Here is a 17,190-nt window from a genome sequence, read left to right as displayed (position 1 = left end):
CTATTTCCTATTAAAAACAGAAAAATAGCACCCTAAAATGTTAAAAAACTAATTTTAACTTTTTATTTAAAGATTAATTTAAACCTTTAAACTCAGCTTTACCGCGGTAAGCAGCTTTAGTCAACTCTTCAATACGAAGTAATTGGTTATACTTAGAAACACGGTCAGAACGGCAAAGTGAACCAGTCTTAATTTGGCCAGCCGCTGTACCTACTGCTAAGTCAGCAATAGTTGAATCTTCTGTTTCACCAGAACGATGAGAAATTACAGTCGTATAGCCATTTTCTTTAGCAAGATAGATTGCATCTAAAGTTTCAGTCAACGTACCAATTTGGTTATACTTGATTAAGATAGAGTTACCTACTTTCTCATTAATACCACGTTGTAAAATCTTAGGGTTTGTAACGAACAAGTCATCACCCACCAATTGGATTTTGTCGCCAAGAATTGAAGTTAAGTAACTCCAGCCTTCCCAGTCAGACTCATCTAGACCGTCTTCAATCGAGATAATTGGATATTGGTTTACAAGACCAGCTAAATAATCAGAGAACTGGTTGCTTGTGAATGCTTTATTACCTTCACCTGCAAGGATGTATTGACCATTTTTGTAGAATTCTGAAGATGCACAGTCAAGCGCCAACATAATGTCAGAACCAGCTTTGTAACCCGTTTGACCAATAGCTTCAAGAATAACAGTGATTGCTTCTTCGTTTGAACGCAAGTTTGGTGCAAAACCACCTTCATCACCCACAGCAGTGTTTAAACCTTTTTTGTTTAAAACTGATTTTAGTGAATGAAAGATTTCAGCACCTGCACGTAATGCTTCAGCAAATGAAGTGAAGCCTACTGGCTCAATCATAAACTCTTGAATATCAACGTTGTTGTCTGCATGTGAACCACCATTGATGATGTTCATCATTGGTACAGGCATAGTCAAAATCGTTTGACCACGTAAGTCAGCGATGTATTGAAAAAGAGGAATTTTCTTTTCATCAGCAGCAGCGCGTGCAGCAGCTAATGACACAGCCAAAGTTGCATTTGCACCTAATTTTTCTTTGTTTTCAGTACCATCAAGTTCGATCATCGTATTATCGATGTCTTTTTGTTCAAATACTGATTTGCCCACTAAAGCGTCACGGATAATCGTGTTTACGTTGTTAACCGCAGTTTTAACGCCTTTACCTAAGTAACGTGATTTATCACCGTCACGTAGTTCTAAAGCTTCACGAGAACCAGTTGAAGCACCAGATGGTGCACATGCACGACCAACAATCCCAGATTCTAAAATTACGTCTGCTTCGATGGTTGGGTTACCACGAGAGTCCAAAATTTCACGTGCACGGATGTCAACGATTTGGCTCATGAACAATTCCTCTGTTGAATGAATATGAGCTGCGATTAAAGCAGCGTAAATGAGTAAAAACTCAATGGGTGTCTAACTTTTTGAATCCTTTAACCAAAGTATCCAATTCTTTTATTTGTGCCAAGAACGGCTCAAGCTGCGACATGCGTAATGCACAAGGTCCATCGCATTTTGCATGTTCTGGGTCTGGATGACCTTCCAAGAACAATCCAGCCAAGCCTGTTGCCATTCCAGCGCGTGCTAAAGTTGTAATTTGAGCGCGACGACCACCTGCCGAGTCAGCACGACCACCAGGAGTTTGCAACGCATGTGTTACATCAAAGAAAACAGGAACATTCATTTCTTTCATGGTGTCAAAGCCAAGCATATCTACAACAAGATTGTTATAGCCAAATGCTGAACCACGCTCACAAAGAATAAGTTTATCGTTTCCTGCTTCTAAACATTTATTCAGGATATGACGCATTTCATGAGGTGCCAAAAACTGAGCTTTCTTAATGTTAATAATAGCCTGTGTTTTTGCCATCGCTTCAACAAGATCAGTTTGGCGACTTAAGAAAGCCGGTAACTGAATAATATCAGCTACTTCTGCAACTGCTTCAGCTTGGTATGGTTCATGAACATCAGTAATGATAGGTACATTAAAATGTTTTTTAATATCGCCTAACCATTCAATACCTTTTTCAAGTCCAGGACCACGGAATGAATGCAGACTAGAACGATTTGCTTTATCGAAACTCGCTTTAAATACATAAGGAATATCTAAGCGTTTGCAAATATCCACATACGTTTCTGCAATTTCGAAAGCTAAATCTTTTGATTCAAGTACGTTCATTCCGCCAAATAATACAAATGGCAAATGATTTGCCATTTGTATATCGCCTAAACGTACAACTTCTTGTGGTTTTAATTGTGACATTTAAACTTTCCCAGTTTATTTAAAATCGCATTATTTACTTTTTTGATGCTGGTTTTTCGCAGCGCCAATAAAACTAGCAAATAATGGATGTCCATCACGTGGTGAACTTGTAAATTCCGGGTGGAATTGTACAGCAATAAACCAAGGATGTTCAGGAATTTCTACAGTTTCAACCAAATGTTGTGCCGAAGAGTAACCAGAAATCTTCATACCAGCTTGTTCAATCGACTCAATGAAACGGTTATTCATTTCATAACGGTGACGATGACGTTCAGTGATTTCTGCTTTACCATAGACTTCACGTGTTTTTGTGCCTTCAACTAATTCAGATTTTTGTGCACCTAAACGCATAGTTCCACCTAAGTCAGACTCTACGCTACGTTGTTGTAACTCGCCACGCTCATCTAACCATTCGGTAATTAAACCAATCAATGGATACTTTGTAGAACGGTTAAATTCGGTAGAAGATGCTTCTGGCATTGCGGCAACATGACGTGCATATTCGATTACAGCCAATTGCATACCTAAACAAATGCCCAAGAATGGAATTTTGTTTTCACGTGCATACTGAATAGCTTTCATTTTGCCTTCAGTACCACGTTCACCAAAGCCACCTGGAACTAAAATTGCGTCGGCTGTTTGCAAAATAGAAACGTCTTGGCTTTCAAGTTCTTCAGCATTGACATAATCAATCTGTACTTTCACAAGATTTTGGATACCCGCATGTAAAAGTGCTTCATTCACAGATTTATAAGCATCTGGAAGTTCAACATATTTACCAACCATCGCAACACGTACCGTGTATTCAGGATTCAGCAATGCTTCAACTACATTATCCCAATCGGTTAAGTCAGCTTCTGGAAGATCATTAAACCCAAAACGTTCACAGATCAAGTCATCAACGTTTTGTTCATAGAATGTACGTGGAATTTGATAAATCGTTTTCGCATCTTTACATACCACAACGGCACGCGCTTCCACGTTAGTGAACAATGCAATTTTACGTTTAGTATCAACATCTACATCATATTCAGTACGGCAGATTAAGATATCTGGCTGAATACCAATTGAAAGAAGCTCTTTCACTGAATGTTGAGTTGGCTTGGTTTTTAACTCAGCTGCAGATTTGATATATGGCAACAATGTTAAATGCATCAGCATGGTACGTTTATGACCAAGCTCAACCATTAACTGACGAACTGATTCCATAAACGGAAGTGATTCGATATCACCGACCGTACCACCAATCTCAACGATTGCAACATCGTAACCTTCACCTGCGCGAAGTACACGTTCTTTAATGTTGTCTGTAATATGTGGAATAACTTGAACCGTACCACCTAAGTAGTCACCACGACGTTCTTTATTTAAAACATCTTGATATACACGGCCACTGGTAAAGTTATTCAGTTTGGTCATTTTCGCACGACGTAAGAAACGTTCGTAATAACCCAAGTCTAGATCAGTTTCGGCACCATCCTCTGTGACAAAAACTTCACCATGTTGGAAAGGACTCATGGTCCCCGGATCGACATTAATGTAAGGATCCATTTTAACCATTGTGACTTTTAAGCCACGGGCTTCCAAAAGTGCAGCAACTGAAGCAGCAGAAATACCTTTACCTAGCGATGAAACCACACCACCAGTAACAAAAATAAAATGGGTCATTAAGTTTCTCGTACAATCAAGCCGAAATCGGCCTACAATGTTGGGCAATTTTACTGTACTCTGCCCCTATAAAGCAAAGTCAAACCGCACCAATTCAAAGATCATTAAACAACTGGCTATTCTATCAGCATTTTTAATAAAAAATTAGGTCAATCTCACATGATTTTTTCATTCTCTTTTGCTGTTATAATACGAGCTCCTCAATTAAATGTTGTTTAGGGCAATGGCAAATAAAAAACTTTTAATCTGCGCTGCAATTGCGGCTGGACTATTGTTAACCGCATGCGTCAAAAAAGAAACACCTGAAGAAGAGCAAGAAAAGGTTGAAACTGCTGTTTCAGAACCGAAGCCTGCTGAACCTGCAAAATTTGAGTCTTTAGAAAGTGTTAAAACTGAAGAAGCTCAAACGCAGGAACCAACGCAAGTTGAAGTTCATCACGAAGAAACAGCGAACACTACAACTGAAATTCGCCGTGAAACTCGCCCTGCCCATTCTGATCAAAGTTCTCAAACAACTGTTTCTGAACAACCTAAACCTGAGCCAAAGCCAGAACCTAAACCTGAGTCAAAAGCAGAGCCTAAGCCTGAGAAAGTGCAGTCAAAACCTGCTAAGCCAACTGAACCATCTCAAACTGAAGATGATGCTGTTGCCGCTGCAATTGCTGCTGCTACACCTGCGCTTAAAAACTAAGTTCCCGTATGAATATGCCCAAATTGAACAGTTGATTTGGGCTTTTTAAATATGATTAAAATTATTAACGCACTAATCAGTTTTACTTTTCTTATTTCCAATTTATCTTTAAAGTTTTCCTAGATATCAATTTAGGACAATCTACTTCTTTCATCTGAATAAGCATTGACGTTCCATAGTCTGAGATGTAATTTTCAATCAAGTTCCTTTTTGGAACTAAAATTAAAAGAAGATTGGAGCTTAAAATGAATACTGTATCAAATCGCGTGCCCGCCTCATTTCCAGTCCGTCGTATGGACTATAATTTTGAAAATGTGCCTCGTTATTGGTGTAATAACGAACCCACTTTTACACATTACTTTACGGGTTTATCTACATTGTTCCCTGAAGGCGAATCATATTTTGTTCGTTCAGTTCGAGCATTACGTGCCAAAGCAAAGTCGAATGAACTTCTAGATCGGGAAATCAGTGCTTTTATTGGTCAAGAAGCCATGCACTCTAAAGAACATCATGCTTTTCACGTGAGTGCACAGCAACATGGTTTAGATCCAGAATCTTTAGAAAAAGTAACTGGCATCGTTTTGAAAACGATTGAAAAAGTTTTTAGCAAAAAATGGAATTTGCTCGTAACAGTTGGCTTAGAGCACTATACAGCGGTACTTGTGGTTAGCATGATGCAGTCTGTTAATGAACTGATGACAGACTCAACTATTCGTAATTTATGGTTGTGGCACAGTATTGAAGAAACTGAACATAAAGCTGTGGCTTTTGATCTTTATCAACACTTGTATGGAAATGGGCTGAGTGCGTATCTCCCTCGCATTACAGTCTTTACTTTAAGTCTATTTTTAATTACAGGCTTCTCAACAATTTATCAATTCGTTCTTATGAAACGGGATCGCCAACTTCTTAATTTTAAATCTTGGCGTAAGTTTCTTGGTTTTATGACAACACAATATAAAGTTTTAACTCCGAAATTCTTTGACTATTATCGCTTTGATTTTCACCCCAACCAAACTGACGAAAAAGATCTCGTTGCCAGCACTAAAATCAAAATTGGACTAAAAAACTCAAAATTACTTTTATCCTGATCTAATAAAAACATAAAGCCCATCTACTGAATGGGCTTTCTTTAACCAATTACAGCAATATAGTCATCGTTTATGGTCAACCATAAAATAATTCGATATTAATTTGGCTGCCCATGATGTGCTTTTCCACCCTTCGTAAAAACCACAGTGACTTCCCTTTTTAGTGGTTACCACTGCAATATTACTCATTTGCTGAATAGTTTCCTTGTAAGGCTCTAAATTTTTAATAGAACATACTGGATCATCTTCAGCATTAAGAATCATTAATGGAATTTTGACATTTTCAAATACATAAATTGGATTAATTGCCTGACAATAACTTTGATAGTCCCGAAAACCAGCCATTTCAAAGTATTCTTTTTCAAACTCTTCCAGACTAGTCGTCGCTAGAACTTTTTCTAAAGAAGAAACCTTGCTCCAAGTACTTTGATAAGGATGAATAAAATATTTGAATAACTTTTTGGTCATCATTTTGCTATAGAACGGATGAACATTTTTAAAACCAATCTCAGTGTTGTAGCCTGGACACATTGCAAAAGCAGCTTTAAATGGTGTGTCAGTGCCTTGCTCTCCCAAATAACGAACTAATAATCCTGTTCCGGCAGAGGAACCAACAGCATACAAATCGGATTCTGGAAACAAATTTTGAATATGCGTAAGCTGTTCTTTAAGGTCACTTGTTGAGCCGAAAAGAGAAATCTGTGGTACAGGCATAGGTAGACCAGCATGCCCACGGCGTAAGCATAGTGCTATTCTCCATCCCGTATATTGATGTAGATCTTTCACCAGTTCACGCATACTTTCAGGTGTTCCTGTAATCGTGTGCATGATGACAACTGTAGGAGTAGTTTTTGGAAGATTATAGCCATACCATGCAATCGCAGTTACCCCACCATCTTTCATGCTGAGCTGGTCAATACGGTCATATTCAAGCTTGATGGTCTTTTTTCTAATAATATCGAAATATAAAAGATGAACATGATTGTTAGCTAACCATGGCGTAGGACGATATTTTTGCTTAAGTTGGGGCAATTTATCCAAAACATCTTTAATTTTCCCTTTTGGGTCATAATAGACTTTTGGCTGTTCAGCACCTAACACCGAAGCAAATAATTCTGAACCGAAAGCTTTAATTTTATTTAAAGTAGATATGCCCATATCCAATCACGACCTCTGATTATGAGTTAAATGATTGCCGCACTAATGCTGCAACCTGCTGTCCCCAAATTGCATAAATTTCTTTGCTCGGATGAAAGCCATCACTTGCCATAGGTAAATTCATCGCTTGAAAACTTTCAATATCATATTGAATAAATCTGAATTGGTTTTGTGATTCTAACCATTTATATAATGCCTGATTCATTTGCTCTGCATATTTTCCAAACAACCAAGCCAATGGATTTGGTAAAGCTGGAAAATGTTGCATTGGCGGAACGCCAGAAACAATAATGAGTTTAGGCTGAAAACGTGCCTGTATATGTTGAAATAATTGCTTTTGTTGTTTTATCCATAAATTTGCTGACGTTAATTTTGTCACATCATTAACGCCAATAGATGTAACGACAACATCATAATTTTGCTGTTCTAAATGCTGTAAAGCTTGAAAAACCTGCTTAGTGGTATCGCCTGTTTTTGCATGAAGCTTCCAACTTATCAAATATTGGTCTTGTAACTCAGAAATAATCGCGCCAGATAAAGCATCTTTTTGGGTTTCAACACCAACACCTGCTGCTGCTGAATCACCTAAAATAAGTAATGACAAAGCTCTTCCCTTGCCAACGAGACCTTCTCTATCACCACTGGCTTCTAGCAAGCGTGGTGTATTCTTACGAACCTTTGTTCCCTGAATAAATAATACAGGTAACAATGCTAAAGTTGAAAGTTTTAACCACATTTTAATGATCTCTGTACTACTTAGGCTATTTAATAAAATTATTAAGGTTGAAACTTAGCAATTCTTGCACCCATTTGTTCAGCCAGTGCAGCTAACCCACTCATTGGGCGTACCATTACCTCAAAATCAATAATTTTGCCTTGCTCATTAAAACGTATCATATCAATACCTTTTAATGACTTTCCGCTTACATTTGCACTGAACTCAAGTACCACATTTTCGCCATCTTCCGTATAAAACTCACGATGATAAGTAAAGTCTTGGAATACCTGAATAACATTACTCAGAATGAAAAAAACGACTTGCCTTCCTTCATAAGGTTTATGGGCAACAGGAGAACGAAAAACGACTTCATCGGCTAATAAATCATTTAGATCAGACAAGTTACCTGCCTGAATCATGTGATGCCATTTTTCTAAAGACTGTTTTGTTGTTTCAAGTGCCATTATTATTTTTCCTTTAATTTACTTAATGAAATTATGGGCATTTCCTTTTCAAAGAAATGCCCATATAGATTTATAGTGTCGCTGCTAATTCAGCACCTTGTCGTATAGCGCGTTTTGCATCTAGCTCTCCGGCCTCTTTAGCTCCACCAATTAAATGAACATTTTTTCCGTCTTCTTTTAATTGCTCATACATTGCAGTGAAAGACTCTTGGCCCGCACAAATCACAACATGATCAACTTCAAGTACGCTTGGTTGCCCATCTACTGTTATATGAAGTCCTTGATCATCTACTTTGTCGTATTGAACCCCGGCAAGCATTTTGACTTGACGATTTTTCAGACCTGTACGGTGAATCCAGCCAGTAGTTTTACCTAAACCAGCCCCTACAGCAGCAGCTTTACGTTGCAGTAAATAAATTTCTCGTTCCGAATCTTCGACTTTTGGCTGTTTTAACCCGCCAACATTCTCATATTGAGTATCAATTCCCCATTCAGCATAGAACTTTTCTGGGTTTAAGCTGCCACTTTCACCTTCGTGAGTAAGATATTCAACCGTATCAAAACCAATACCACCCGCCCCAATAATCGCTACACGCTGGCCCACTGTTACACGTTCTTTTAAAACTTGTAAGTAGCTGAGTACTTTAGGATGATCAATACCTTCAAATTGTAATTGACGAGGCGTTACACCAGTTGCAACCACAATTTCATCAAAATTTGCTTGGCTCAACTCTTCATAAGTTGCTTTATGGTTCAAAACTAACTCAATATTTGGTCGCAACTCAATTTGGCGACCAAAGTAGCGCAAGGTTTCATAGAACTCTTCTTTTCCAGGAACAGTCTTTGCAATATTAAATTGCCCACCAATTTGATGACTTGCCTCAAAAATTTTAACTTGATGTCCACGATCTGCTGCATATACAGCAAAACTTAAACCCGCAGGTCCTGCACCAATAACAGCAATATTCTTTTGAACTTGTGCATCTTTAAAAATAAGTTCAGTTTCATAACATGCGCGCGGATTCACTAAACAAGTTGCGATTTTCATTGAGAAAATATGATCTAAACACGCTTGATTACATCCAATACAGGTATTAATTTCATCACTACGGCCTTCACTTGCCTTTAAGACAAACTCAGCATCAGCCAGCATTGGACGTGCCATAGAAACCATATCAGCATGACCAGATGCCAATACATGTTCAGCCATTTCTGGGGTATTAATTCGGTTGGACGTAATCAAAGGAATAGAGACTTGACCTTTGAGTTTTTCAGTAACCCACGTAAACGCAGCTCGAGGAACTTTCGTTGCAATGGTTGGAATACGAGCTTCATGCCAGCCAATTCCTGTATTAATAATCGTTGCGCCTGCTTTTTCAATTTCTTTTGCCAGCTGAATCACTTCATCAAAACTTGAACCACCTTCAACTAAATCAAGCATCGATAGACGATAAATAATAATAAAGTTTTCACCGACTAAAGCACGTGTGCGTTTTACAATTTCAATAGGAAAACGAATACGGTTCTCGTAACTACCACCCCATTCATCATCGCGATGGTTTGTACGGGCAGCAATAAACTCATTGATTAAGTAACCTTCAGAACCCATGATTTCCACACCGTCATAACCCGCATACTGAGCAAGTTTGGCGCAGTTTGCAAAGTCATCGATGGTCTGTTGTACTTCGGCAGAACTTAAAGCTTTCGGCTTAATAGGGTTAATCGGTGCTTGAATTGCTGAAGGTGCAACGTTATTTGCCTGATAAGAATAACGCCCAGTATGTAAAATCTGCATGGCAATTTTACCCCCAGCGTCATGGACAGCTTGGGTAATCACTTTATGTTTTTCAGCTTCTTCAACTGTATCGAGCTTGGTACCATGGCTAAATACAACACCATCATCATTTGGAGAAACACCGCCAGTTACAATCAACCCCACATCGCCTTTTGCACGCTCAGCATAAAACGCAGCCATGCGTTCATATCCCTGCGGCGCTTCTTCTAATCCAATATGCATAGACCCCATAAGCACACGGTTTTTTAAAGTAGTAAAGCCTAAATCAAGTGGCTTTAATAAATGTGGATAAGCTGACATATTTTCTCCTTTGGCTAGCAACTAGCTTGCTAATGCAACTTGTTGCATCAATTTATAATCAAATTTTGACTTTTATGCAACATGTTGCATAATCTCATAAGTCACACTTTACTTTTGCTTACAAACCGGATTGCTATGTCACTTCCCCATGTTTTATTGACCAGCTTGCTTGAACGACCAAGCACAGGGTTCGAACTTGCCCGCCGCTTTGACCGTTCAATCGGTTTTTTCTGGAATGCCACTCATCAGCAAATTTATCGTGAACTCAACCACATGCTCAAAAAAGGTTGGGTTTCAACGTTAGAAAATGAAATGGAAAATAGTCGAAAAAAGACTTATCAAGTTGAACAACTGGGGCGTATCGAGCTAGCTTCATGGATGACTCAACAAAGTGAACCTGCACAGCTTCGTGATGATTTAATGGTTAGATTGCGTGCTGAAGCACAATTGAGCAATAATCAGATATTACCTGAACTGTTAAGGCATCTTGGTTTACATCAAGAGAAGCTGAAACTTTATCAAAGTATTTATGACAAAGATTTTAAAGACAGCAATGATCTAAATGACCGTGTGTTATACATTCACAAAATGATCTTAGAACTTGGGATTACTATGGAAAGTGAATGGATTAAGTGGTTGGAACAAGTCATCCCTCAATTAAAACGCTTTGCCCAAGATAGCGTATCTGGAGAATAGCCATGCCATATTACACCATGCCCGATCAGGAAAATTTATTTGTACGCCGAATTGGTCGTGGTGAGCCAGTTTTGGTTTTATCTGGTCTTGGCATGCAAAGCTGGCAATGGCTACCCTTTATCTATGCAAACCGTAAAGAATATGAGTTTATTATTCCAGATTGGCGTGGTTTTGGTGGTTCAAAAAACTGCGCAATTCCTGAGCAAGATGCAATTTCTAGCCATTGGCAAGATGTCGCTCATTTAATAGAACAATTAAAACTCGATAACTTTATCTTAATGAGTTATTCAATGGGCGCCACGACGGCCATGCATGGTATGAAACATGCTCATCTGGCACAGCAGTTAAAGGCTTATTTACATATTGATCAAACACCAAAAATATCTGTGGATTCAACATGGGAATATGGTCTATTCGGTCCTCTTCATACTCAGTTCAAACAATTATTAAATGATATCTATCAGTTATTATCTAAACACAAAACTGCTAAATATCTTTATGAATTATTTCTTCCAGATCGACAAGAATTGGTTCGTCTGTGGGTAGATTTTATTGAGTTGCAAAGTAACAATCCATTTAGTCCTTTGGTTTTTAAAACAGCTCTCAAACAGCCTTTTCTACAAAAATATTTATTACCCATTCAGCGTTTAGATTATTTATTTTGGTATGTCGAAAATTATCTTTATCACAATGAAGATTATCGTGAAGCTCTTCAACAATTACAGTGCCCTACGACTTTCTTTATAGGTCGCAATTCGACACTTTATCCTGAAACTGGGCAGACACTTATTGCACATAGTATCGAGCATGCAAAAACAATATATTTTGAACGCTCAGGCCATACACCTTTACTGACCGAACCGAAAAAATTTGGGCATGAAATCACAACATTCTTATCAGAATTAAATCATGCTTCTTAAAAAAATAAAGGGATCTGCTCACAGATCCCTTTTTTAAACCTATAAATGATTAAGCAGAATGGGCTAACTCTTTCACTTTTAATTGTTCAGAGACACTTAACAAAAGTCGCTCTGTTTTTCCCCATCCTAAACAACCATCAGTTACTGACTGTCCATAAGTCATATCACAAGAAATCTTTTGGCTGCCATCAACTAAATGACTTTCAATCATGACACCCTTTACTTGTGTTTTTAAACGTTCAGCAACGATTTGCTGTAAAACTTCTGGCTGACGTAACGGATCTTTACTGCTATTGCCATGACTACAATCAATGACCAATGCGGGAAGATTTTGTTTGTGTTTTTCTCGTATTGCCTGAATTGAAGCTAAATCAAAGTTTGGTCCATGATTCGCTCCACGCAAAATTAAGTGTGGTAATGGATTACCAGCACTCTGAATCACTGAAGGTAAACCTTGCTGATTCATTCCTAGAAATTGATGTTCATTTTGTGCTGATTGAATTGCATCTAAAGCAATCTGAATTGAGCCATCAGTACCATTTTTGAAACCAATACTGTAGGGCATGTGGCTTGATATTTCACGATGAATCTGAGACTCACTTGTACGAGCACCAATTGCGCCCCAAGCTAATAAATCATCAAAATAACCAGTTGCCATTGGACTTAAAATTTCACTCGCAATTGGTAAACCCTTTTCAATAATTTGCAGGTAAAGTTCGCGAGACTTCTCTAAACCAAGTTGTAAATTTGATGAGCCATCTAAATTTGGATCATACATAAAACCCTTCCAACCCACAGTTGTACGTGGTTTTTCAATATATGCACGCATCACGATAAAAATCTGATCTTTTACTTTTTCTTGTAATTTTTGCAATTTTTCAGCGTATTCAAGTACTGCAACTGGATCATGAATTGAACAAGGCCCTGTAATTACCATTAACCGACGATCTTTGCCGCTAAGAATATTTTGAATAGTTTGACGGTGTTCGGCAATTTGACGCGCGAAAGATTGTGCAAGCGGATATTTTGCTTTTAACTGGACAGGTAAACTAACTGGTATTTCTTTTGTATTGCTTTGTGTCAATAAAGTATTTAGGGCATTCATTGGTTTTTCCTTGGGACTGCAATCTATTCAGTCCGATCATTTATTTGAGCGTTTTGGATCTATTCGTTGGTAAAGGTAAGCAAAAGTAAAACCAATAAAAGTTGCTAAAGTACGAATAAGTCATGTTGTTCATTTTAAGTTCCTCGATTCAAAAAGATAAAGCATAAAAAAACCTGATCGGGGTTGCCGATCAGGTATTAACTGTGATGGGCAACTTTCTCATGCCCGAATACGCTCAGGCAACTATCTAAATTGCCAAAAATAATAATATGCGTTAGTGTTCACAGATAGATTTAACATCTTTATCTCAAATATAAAAAAATGTTCCTTAAATCTAAAATACGCATTGTTGAAGGCTTTGACAAGTCTTTTTTTTGAAAAAACTTCTTATTTTCACGCTTAAGATTTGATTCACTCATTGTCTTAACGAATCAGCCCTTGAGGTTGCAAAATAATTAAGCCAGCTCCACAAAGCAAGATTAGACCACCCAGTATATCCCATCTTGTTAAACCGACCTGATCAACAAAGCGCAGCCACATTAACGCAGTAAAAATATAAATACCGCCATATGCAGCATAAATTCGCCCTGAAGCGGCTGGATGTAGGGTCAGCAGCCATACAAAGACAGCCAAACTTAAAACTGTAGGTAACCACAGCCAAGTAGACTTACCCTCTCTTAAAATCAGATAAGGGAAATAACAACCAAGAATTTCAGCAATTGCTGTGATAATAAATAACCCGAATACACTCAGTATTCGGGTTATAGTAAGACTATCAATTAACATAGATTATGCTGGTTCTGCCGTATGATGATCTTCAAAAACTTCAAGCTTTAAGCCAACAGCTTTGCCATCTTCATTTTTCACTGATACAGCCACATTACCACCATGATCTGCCAGTTCACCAAACAAAATCATTTCAGCTAATGGTTTCTTCAAGTGTTCTTGAATCAGGCGTTGCATTGGACGTGCACCCATCAAGCGGTCATAACCGTTGGTTGCCAACCAATCACGAGCACTTTGATCGACATCAAGTACAACTTGCTTGTCATCCAGTTGAGCTTGTAACTCTGTCAAGAATTTATCAACTACAGACTCAATAACAGTTGTTGGTAATGACTTGAATTGAATAACACTGTCTAGACGGTTACGGAACTCTGGTGAGAAAGCACGTTTCATCGCTTCTTGGTTATCAGAACTATGATCTTGTTCAGTAAAACCAATACTCGCACGAGAAATACTTTCTGCTCCAATATTCGTAGTCAGGACAATAATAACGTTTCTAAAGTCTGACTTACGCCCATTGTTATCTGTTAAAGCACCATGATCCATGATTTGTAACAAGAGATTAAACACATCTGGATGTGCTTTCTCAATTTCATCTAGTAACAAAACACAGTGGGGGTTTTTATGGATCGCATCAGTTAATAGCCCGCCTTGGTCATAACCGACATAACCTGGAGGCGCACCAATCAAACGTGAAACTGCATGACGTTCCATATATTCAGACATATCGAAACGCACCAGCTCAACACCTAACAACTTCGCCAGTTGTTTAGTGACTTCAGTTTTACCCACACCTGTTGGGCCAGCAAAAACAAAACTACCTACTGGCTTATCTGGTGATTTCAATCCAGCACGAGACAACTTAATCGCTGAGCCTAATGCAGTAATCGCTTCGTCCTGACCAAACACAACACGTTTTAAATCACGCTCAAGATTTTCAAGCACTGACTTATCATCTTTAGAAACAGTTTTTGGTGGAATACGAGCAATCTTAGAAACGATGTCTTCAATATTCTCTACCGTAATCAAGCTATCATCACTTTCAGCCTTCAAACGACGCTGAGCACCAGCTTCGTCAATCACATCAATTGCCTTATCTGGCAAGAAACGATCATTAATGAATTTAGCAGAAAGCTCTACAGCTGATACCAATGCCTTATCGTCATATTGTACGTGGTGAAAATCTTCAAATTTAGATTTTAAGCCACGCAAAATATCAATTGTTTCAGAAATACTTGGCTCATTTACATCAATTTTCTGGAAACGACGTGATAACGCATGGTCTTTTTCAAAAACCTGACGATATTCTTGGAACGTCGTTGAACCGATACAACGCAAACTACCATTTGCCAAAGCTGGCTTGATGAGATTCGAAGCATCCATTGTGCTGCCCATACTTGAGCCCGCGCCAATAATCATATGAATTTCATCAATGAATAAAATCGCATTTGGATTTTTCTTCAAAGCATTAAGCAATTGTTTTAAACGTTTTTCAAAGTCACCGCGATATTTAGTCCCAGCAACTAATGCACCAATATCTAAACTATAGACTTCAGCCTGACTCAAAGGTTTAGGCGCCTTACCATTCACAATTAACCATGCCAAACCTTCAGCAATCGAGGTTTTACCAACGCCCGGATCACCTACCAGTAATGGATTGTTTTTGCGACGGCGGCACAGAATTTGTGCTGTACGCTCAATTTCTTTTTCACGACCAATAAGTGGATCAGTTTTGCCTTTTTGCGCTTCAACATTTAAGTTCAGCGTATAAAGCTCTAATGGTCCTGCATTGCCCGTACTCGTTTCACCCTCAATATCTTCAACTTCTTCTTCAACTTGCACTTCATCTTTACGTGTCCCATGAGACAAGTATTGAGTCAGTGTCAATCGATTGATTTGATGACGTTTAAGCAAATACACAGCAAAAGAATCACGCTCTGAATACATTGCGACCAAAACATCCGCACCTTCAACAGTACGATCGCCGCCACTTGATTGCACATGGAAAATAGCACGTTGCAAAATGCGGTCAAAACTTTCTGTTGGATGAGGCGCCTGCTCGCTATTTTCGCCAAGCTTAGGAGTATGTTGTTCTACATATTCTTCTAATTCTTTACGTAAAGAAACTATATCAGCCCCACATGCCTTTAACGCATTCACGGCCGAATCGTTGTCGAGTAGCGCTAATAATAAATGTTCAACTGTAAGAAACTCATGTCTCTTTTGACGAGCCATGCTAACAGCCAAACGTAATGATACTTCTAATTGACGACTGAGCATGTAACCCCCTTATGCTTTAGGCTCAATCTGGCAAAGTAATGGATGACCTTGCGATCGAGCGTAATTATTAACAAGGTTTGCCTTGGTTTCCGCGATGTCTCTTGGATAGACCCCAGCAATACCTTTACCTTCATAGTGTACTGTTAGCATTACTTGAGTTGCTTGGTCAAGATTCATTGCAAAGTATTGTTGTAAAATTTCAATTACAAAGTCCATTGGCGTGTAATCATCATTCATTAATACGACTGCATATAACGGCGGACGCTTGAGTTCAGGAGGTGCTGTTTGTACAACAACCTCTCCGTCATGATCTTCGTTTTGCGAATCACTTAAGCGTGGATGGAAGTGCCAATCGACATAACCAGACTGCTGAAAAGAAGCCTTGATATCTTTTAAGTTTGTTTGACGCTTATTTGTTCGCATAGGATGTTACTATTGTGAATTTGCTTCAGCTTGAGGAATTTCTGCCACAAAAGCAGAAGGTGTTTCGACAGGTTTACCGCGCTGCCAACTAAAACGTTTAATAACTGGTGTATCAGAACCGCCGGTTAAACGTACCTCAATAAATTGAGGGGTAAAACCTTTAGGCATCGTCCAACGACCTGTTAAGCGCTCAAAGTCAGTAAAGTTAAAGTTTTTAGCTTCAAGTGGTACAACCAAAACTTCTGTATCTTTAATGAGTCTTATCTCAATCGATCCTGAAGCACGGCGCTTGCTTGGGCTCACCTGTACTAAATCTAATTGATATTCATAAGCATTTTCAGGCAGAGGTTTGATCGCCAAATTTTGAATCGTCAAGCTTAGACCACCGCGCTGCCTCAAGATATCACGATAGATATTACTCATACCTTCTTGCTGAGTTTTATCAGCATTGGCCTGATTAAGAGCTTCAAACAGATCATTTGCATTTGTTACAGCAACATCACGCTCTTGTACTGCAGCGTTCAGGCTTTTATTAACCGCATCTAAAGCTGTTTTTTGCTTTTGCACCACTTCAACCAATTGCTCTGCATCTGCATCGTAACCTACAACAGTAAGACCTTGGCGGTGTCCAATTGTATAGCCGAGCGCAAGACAACCACTCATTAAAATAGCCGCGCCAATAAACAAAGGTTTATTGGTATTTAAAAAATTTTTCTTTTGCAACGAACTTTCTGCCGAAGTCGTCTGTCCAGAGTTTTGCATCGTCATCTCAGTGTTTAAGATCAGAGTCAAGACACACATTTAAATCGAAAT

Annotated in this window: 16 protein-coding genes; 4 read left to right on the top strand and 12 right to left on the bottom strand. The window is 38.6% G+C overall.

Annotated elements, in window-relative coordinates:
* Nucleotides 1-73: 73 nt before the first annotated feature.
* From eno to AC2117_RS08480, 3 genes are all read right to left on the bottom strand, one after another.
* A complete protein-coding gene (eno, locus tag AC2117_RS08490) occupies nt 74-1,363 on the bottom strand; it encodes a phosphopyruvate hydratase (protein ID WP_133973340.1) in 1,290 nt (429 codons plus the stop codon).
* Nucleotides 1,364-1,424: 61 nt separating this feature from the next.
* Nucleotides 1,425-2,282, bottom strand: a complete 858-nt coding sequence (gene kdsA / locus AC2117_RS08485) for a 3-deoxy-8-phosphooctulonate synthase (RefSeq protein WP_133973338.1) — start codon at nt 2,280-2,282, stop codon at nt 1,425-1,427.
* Nucleotides 2,283-2,312: 30 nt separating this feature from the next.
* Nucleotides 2,313-3,950 (bottom strand): CTP synthase, encoded by a 1,638-nt coding sequence (locus AC2117_RS08480; protein ID WP_042896100.1) that lies wholly within the window; start codon nt 3,948-3,950, stop codon nt 2,313-2,315.
* Between the two features lie 223 nt (nt 3,951-4,173).
* On the opposite strand from AC2117_RS08480, the gene AC2117_RS08475 reads away from it, so the two are divergent.
* Nucleotides 4,174-4,641 carry an internalin gene (locus tag AC2117_RS08475; RefSeq protein ID WP_133973336.1) on the top strand — a complete coding sequence of 156 codons (468 nt, stop codon included), beginning with the start codon at nt 4,174-4,176 and terminating at the stop codon, nt 4,639-4,641.
* A 245-nt stretch (nt 4,642-4,886) separates the two neighbouring features.
* A complete protein-coding gene (locus AC2117_RS08470) occupies nt 4,887-5,732 on the top strand; it encodes a metal-dependent hydrolase (protein ID WP_197731010.1) in 846 nt (281 codons plus the stop codon).
* A gap of 63 nt (nt 5,733-5,795) precedes the next feature.
* Here AC2117_RS08470 and AC2117_RS08465 read toward each other — a convergent pair whose 3' ends face one another.
* The 4 genes from AC2117_RS08465 to AC2117_RS08450 form a co-directional block, all read right to left on the bottom strand.
* Nucleotides 5,796-6,890: a YheT family hydrolase gene (locus AC2117_RS08465; protein ID WP_133973334.1), complete on the bottom strand. Its 1,095-nt coding sequence runs from the start codon at nt 6,888-6,890 to the stop codon at nt 5,796-5,798.
* Nucleotides 6,891-6,909: 19 nt separating this feature from the next.
* Nucleotides 6,910-7,626, bottom strand: coding sequence for an SGNH/GDSL hydrolase family protein (locus AC2117_RS08460; RefSeq protein WP_133973332.1), 717 nt, complete (start codon nt 7,624-7,626; stop codon nt 6,910-6,912).
* A 41-nt stretch (nt 7,627-7,667) separates the two neighbouring features.
* On the bottom strand, nt 7,668-8,072 hold the full coding sequence (locus tag AC2117_RS08455) for a nuclear transport factor 2 family protein (RefSeq protein WP_133973330.1): 405 nt from the start codon (nt 8,070-8,072) through the stop codon (nt 7,668-7,670).
* 70 nt (nt 8,073-8,142) lie between these two features.
* Entirely contained in the window at nt 8,143-10,167 is a 2,025-nt protein-coding gene (locus AC2117_RS08450) for an NADPH-dependent 2,4-dienoyl-CoA reductase (RefSeq protein WP_133973328.1), read from the bottom strand.
* Between the two features lie 135 nt (nt 10,168-10,302).
* Between AC2117_RS08450 and AC2117_RS08445 the strand changes: the two genes are divergently transcribed.
* Both AC2117_RS08445 and AC2117_RS08440 read left to right on the top strand, forming a co-directional pair.
* Nucleotides 10,303-10,863 (top strand): PadR family transcriptional regulator, encoded by a 561-nt coding sequence (locus tag AC2117_RS08445; RefSeq protein WP_042896087.1) that lies wholly within the window; start codon nt 10,303-10,305, stop codon nt 10,861-10,863.
* Between the two features lie 2 nt (nt 10,864-10,865).
* Nucleotides 10,866-11,783 (top strand): alpha/beta fold hydrolase, encoded by a 918-nt coding sequence (locus AC2117_RS08440; protein WP_133973326.1) that lies wholly within the window; start codon nt 10,866-10,868, stop codon nt 11,781-11,783.
* Nucleotides 11,784-11,832: 49 nt separating this feature from the next.
* On the opposite strand, the gene AC2117_RS08435 is transcribed toward AC2117_RS08440, so the two are convergent.
* The 5 genes from AC2117_RS08435 to AC2117_RS08415 form a co-directional block, all read right to left on the bottom strand.
* The gene (locus tag AC2117_RS08435; protein WP_133973324.1) at nt 11,833-12,888 is read right to left on the bottom strand and encodes a 3-deoxy-7-phosphoheptulonate synthase; all 1,056 of its coding nucleotides are present in this window, start codon (nt 12,886-12,888) and stop codon (nt 11,833-11,835) included.
* 423 nt (nt 12,889-13,311) lie between these two features.
* On the bottom strand, nt 13,312-13,674 hold the full coding sequence (locus tag AC2117_RS08430; protein WP_133973322.1) for a YnfA family protein: 363 nt from the start codon (nt 13,672-13,674) through the stop codon (nt 13,312-13,314).
* A 3-nt stretch (nt 13,675-13,677) separates the two neighbouring features.
* The gene (clpA, locus tag AC2117_RS08425) at nt 13,678-15,954 is read right to left on the bottom strand and encodes an ATP-dependent Clp protease ATP-binding subunit ClpA (RefSeq protein ID WP_042896081.1); all 2,277 of its coding nucleotides are present in this window, start codon (nt 15,952-15,954) and stop codon (nt 13,678-13,680) included.
* A gap of 9 nt (nt 15,955-15,963) precedes the next feature.
* On the bottom strand, nt 15,964-16,377 hold the full coding sequence (gene clpS, locus AC2117_RS08420) for an ATP-dependent Clp protease adapter ClpS (RefSeq protein WP_002121129.1): 414 nt from the start codon (nt 16,375-16,377) through the stop codon (nt 15,964-15,966).
* Nucleotides 16,378-16,386: 9 nt separating this feature from the next.
* The gene (locus tag AC2117_RS08415) at nt 16,387-17,145 is read right to left on the bottom strand and encodes a DUF6776 family protein (protein WP_133976269.1); all 759 of its coding nucleotides are present in this window, start codon (nt 17,143-17,145) and stop codon (nt 16,387-16,389) included.
* Between the last annotated feature and the right edge of the window lie 45 nt (nt 17,146-17,190).

The sequence above is a fragment of the Acinetobacter calcoaceticus genome (genome assembly GCF_900520355.1).
In the GTDB taxonomy this organism is placed as follows: Bacteria; Pseudomonadota; Gammaproteobacteria; order Pseudomonadales; family Moraxellaceae; genus Acinetobacter; species Acinetobacter calcoaceticus_C.
This window is presented reverse-complemented; position numbering and strand designations above follow the sequence as displayed.

Coding starts and splice junctions, on each gene's coding strand:
- eno (WP_133973340.1), bottom strand. CDS start 1,363: ATGAGCCAAATCGTTGACATCCGTGCACGTGAAATTTTGGACTCTCGT.
- kdsA (WP_133973338.1), bottom strand. CDS start 2,282: ATGTCACAATTAAAACCACAAGAAGTTGTACGTTTAGGCGATATACAA.
- AC2117_RS08480 (WP_042896100.1), bottom strand. CDS start 3,950: ATGACCCATTTTATTTTTGTTACTGGTGGTGTGGTTTCATCGCTAGGT.
- AC2117_RS08475 (WP_133973336.1), top strand. CDS start 4,174: ATGGCAAATAAAAAACTTTTAATCTGCGCTGCAATTGCGGCTGGACTA.
- AC2117_RS08470 (WP_197731010.1), top strand. CDS start 4,887: ATGAATACTGTATCAAATCGCGTGCCCGCCTCATTTCCAGTCCGTCGT.
- AC2117_RS08465 (WP_133973334.1), bottom strand. CDS start 6,890: ATGGGCATATCTACTTTAAATAAAATTAAAGCTTTCGGTTCAGAATTA.
- AC2117_RS08460 (WP_133973332.1), bottom strand. CDS start 7,626: ATGTGGTTAAAACTTTCAACTTTAGCATTGTTACCTGTATTATTTATT.
- AC2117_RS08455 (WP_133973330.1), bottom strand. CDS start 8,072: ATGGCACTTGAAACAACAAAACAGTCTTTAGAAAAATGGCATCACATG.
- AC2117_RS08450 (WP_133973328.1), bottom strand. CDS start 10,167: ATGTCAGCTTATCCACATTTATTAAAGCCACTTGATTTAGGCTTTACT.
- AC2117_RS08445 (WP_042896087.1), top strand. CDS start 10,303: ATGTCACTTCCCCATGTTTTATTGACCAGCTTGCTTGAACGACCAAGC.
- AC2117_RS08440 (WP_133973326.1), top strand. CDS start 10,866: ATGCCATATTACACCATGCCCGATCAGGAAAATTTATTTGTACGCCGA.
- AC2117_RS08435 (WP_133973324.1), bottom strand. CDS start 12,888: ATGAATGCCCTAAATACTTTATTGACACAAAGCAATACAAAAGAAATA.
- AC2117_RS08430 (WP_133973322.1), bottom strand. CDS start 13,674: ATGTTAATTGATAGTCTTACTATAACCCGAATACTGAGTGTATTCGGG.
- clpA (WP_042896081.1), bottom strand. CDS start 15,954: ATGCTCAGTCGTCAATTAGAAGTATCATTACGTTTGGCTGTTAGCATG.
- clpS (WP_002121129.1), bottom strand. CDS start 16,377: ATGCGAACAAATAAGCGTCAAACAAACTTAAAAGATATCAAGGCTTCT.
- AC2117_RS08415 (WP_133976269.1), bottom strand. CDS start 17,145: ATGACGATGCAAAACTCTGGACAGACGACTTCGGCAGAAAGTTCGTTG.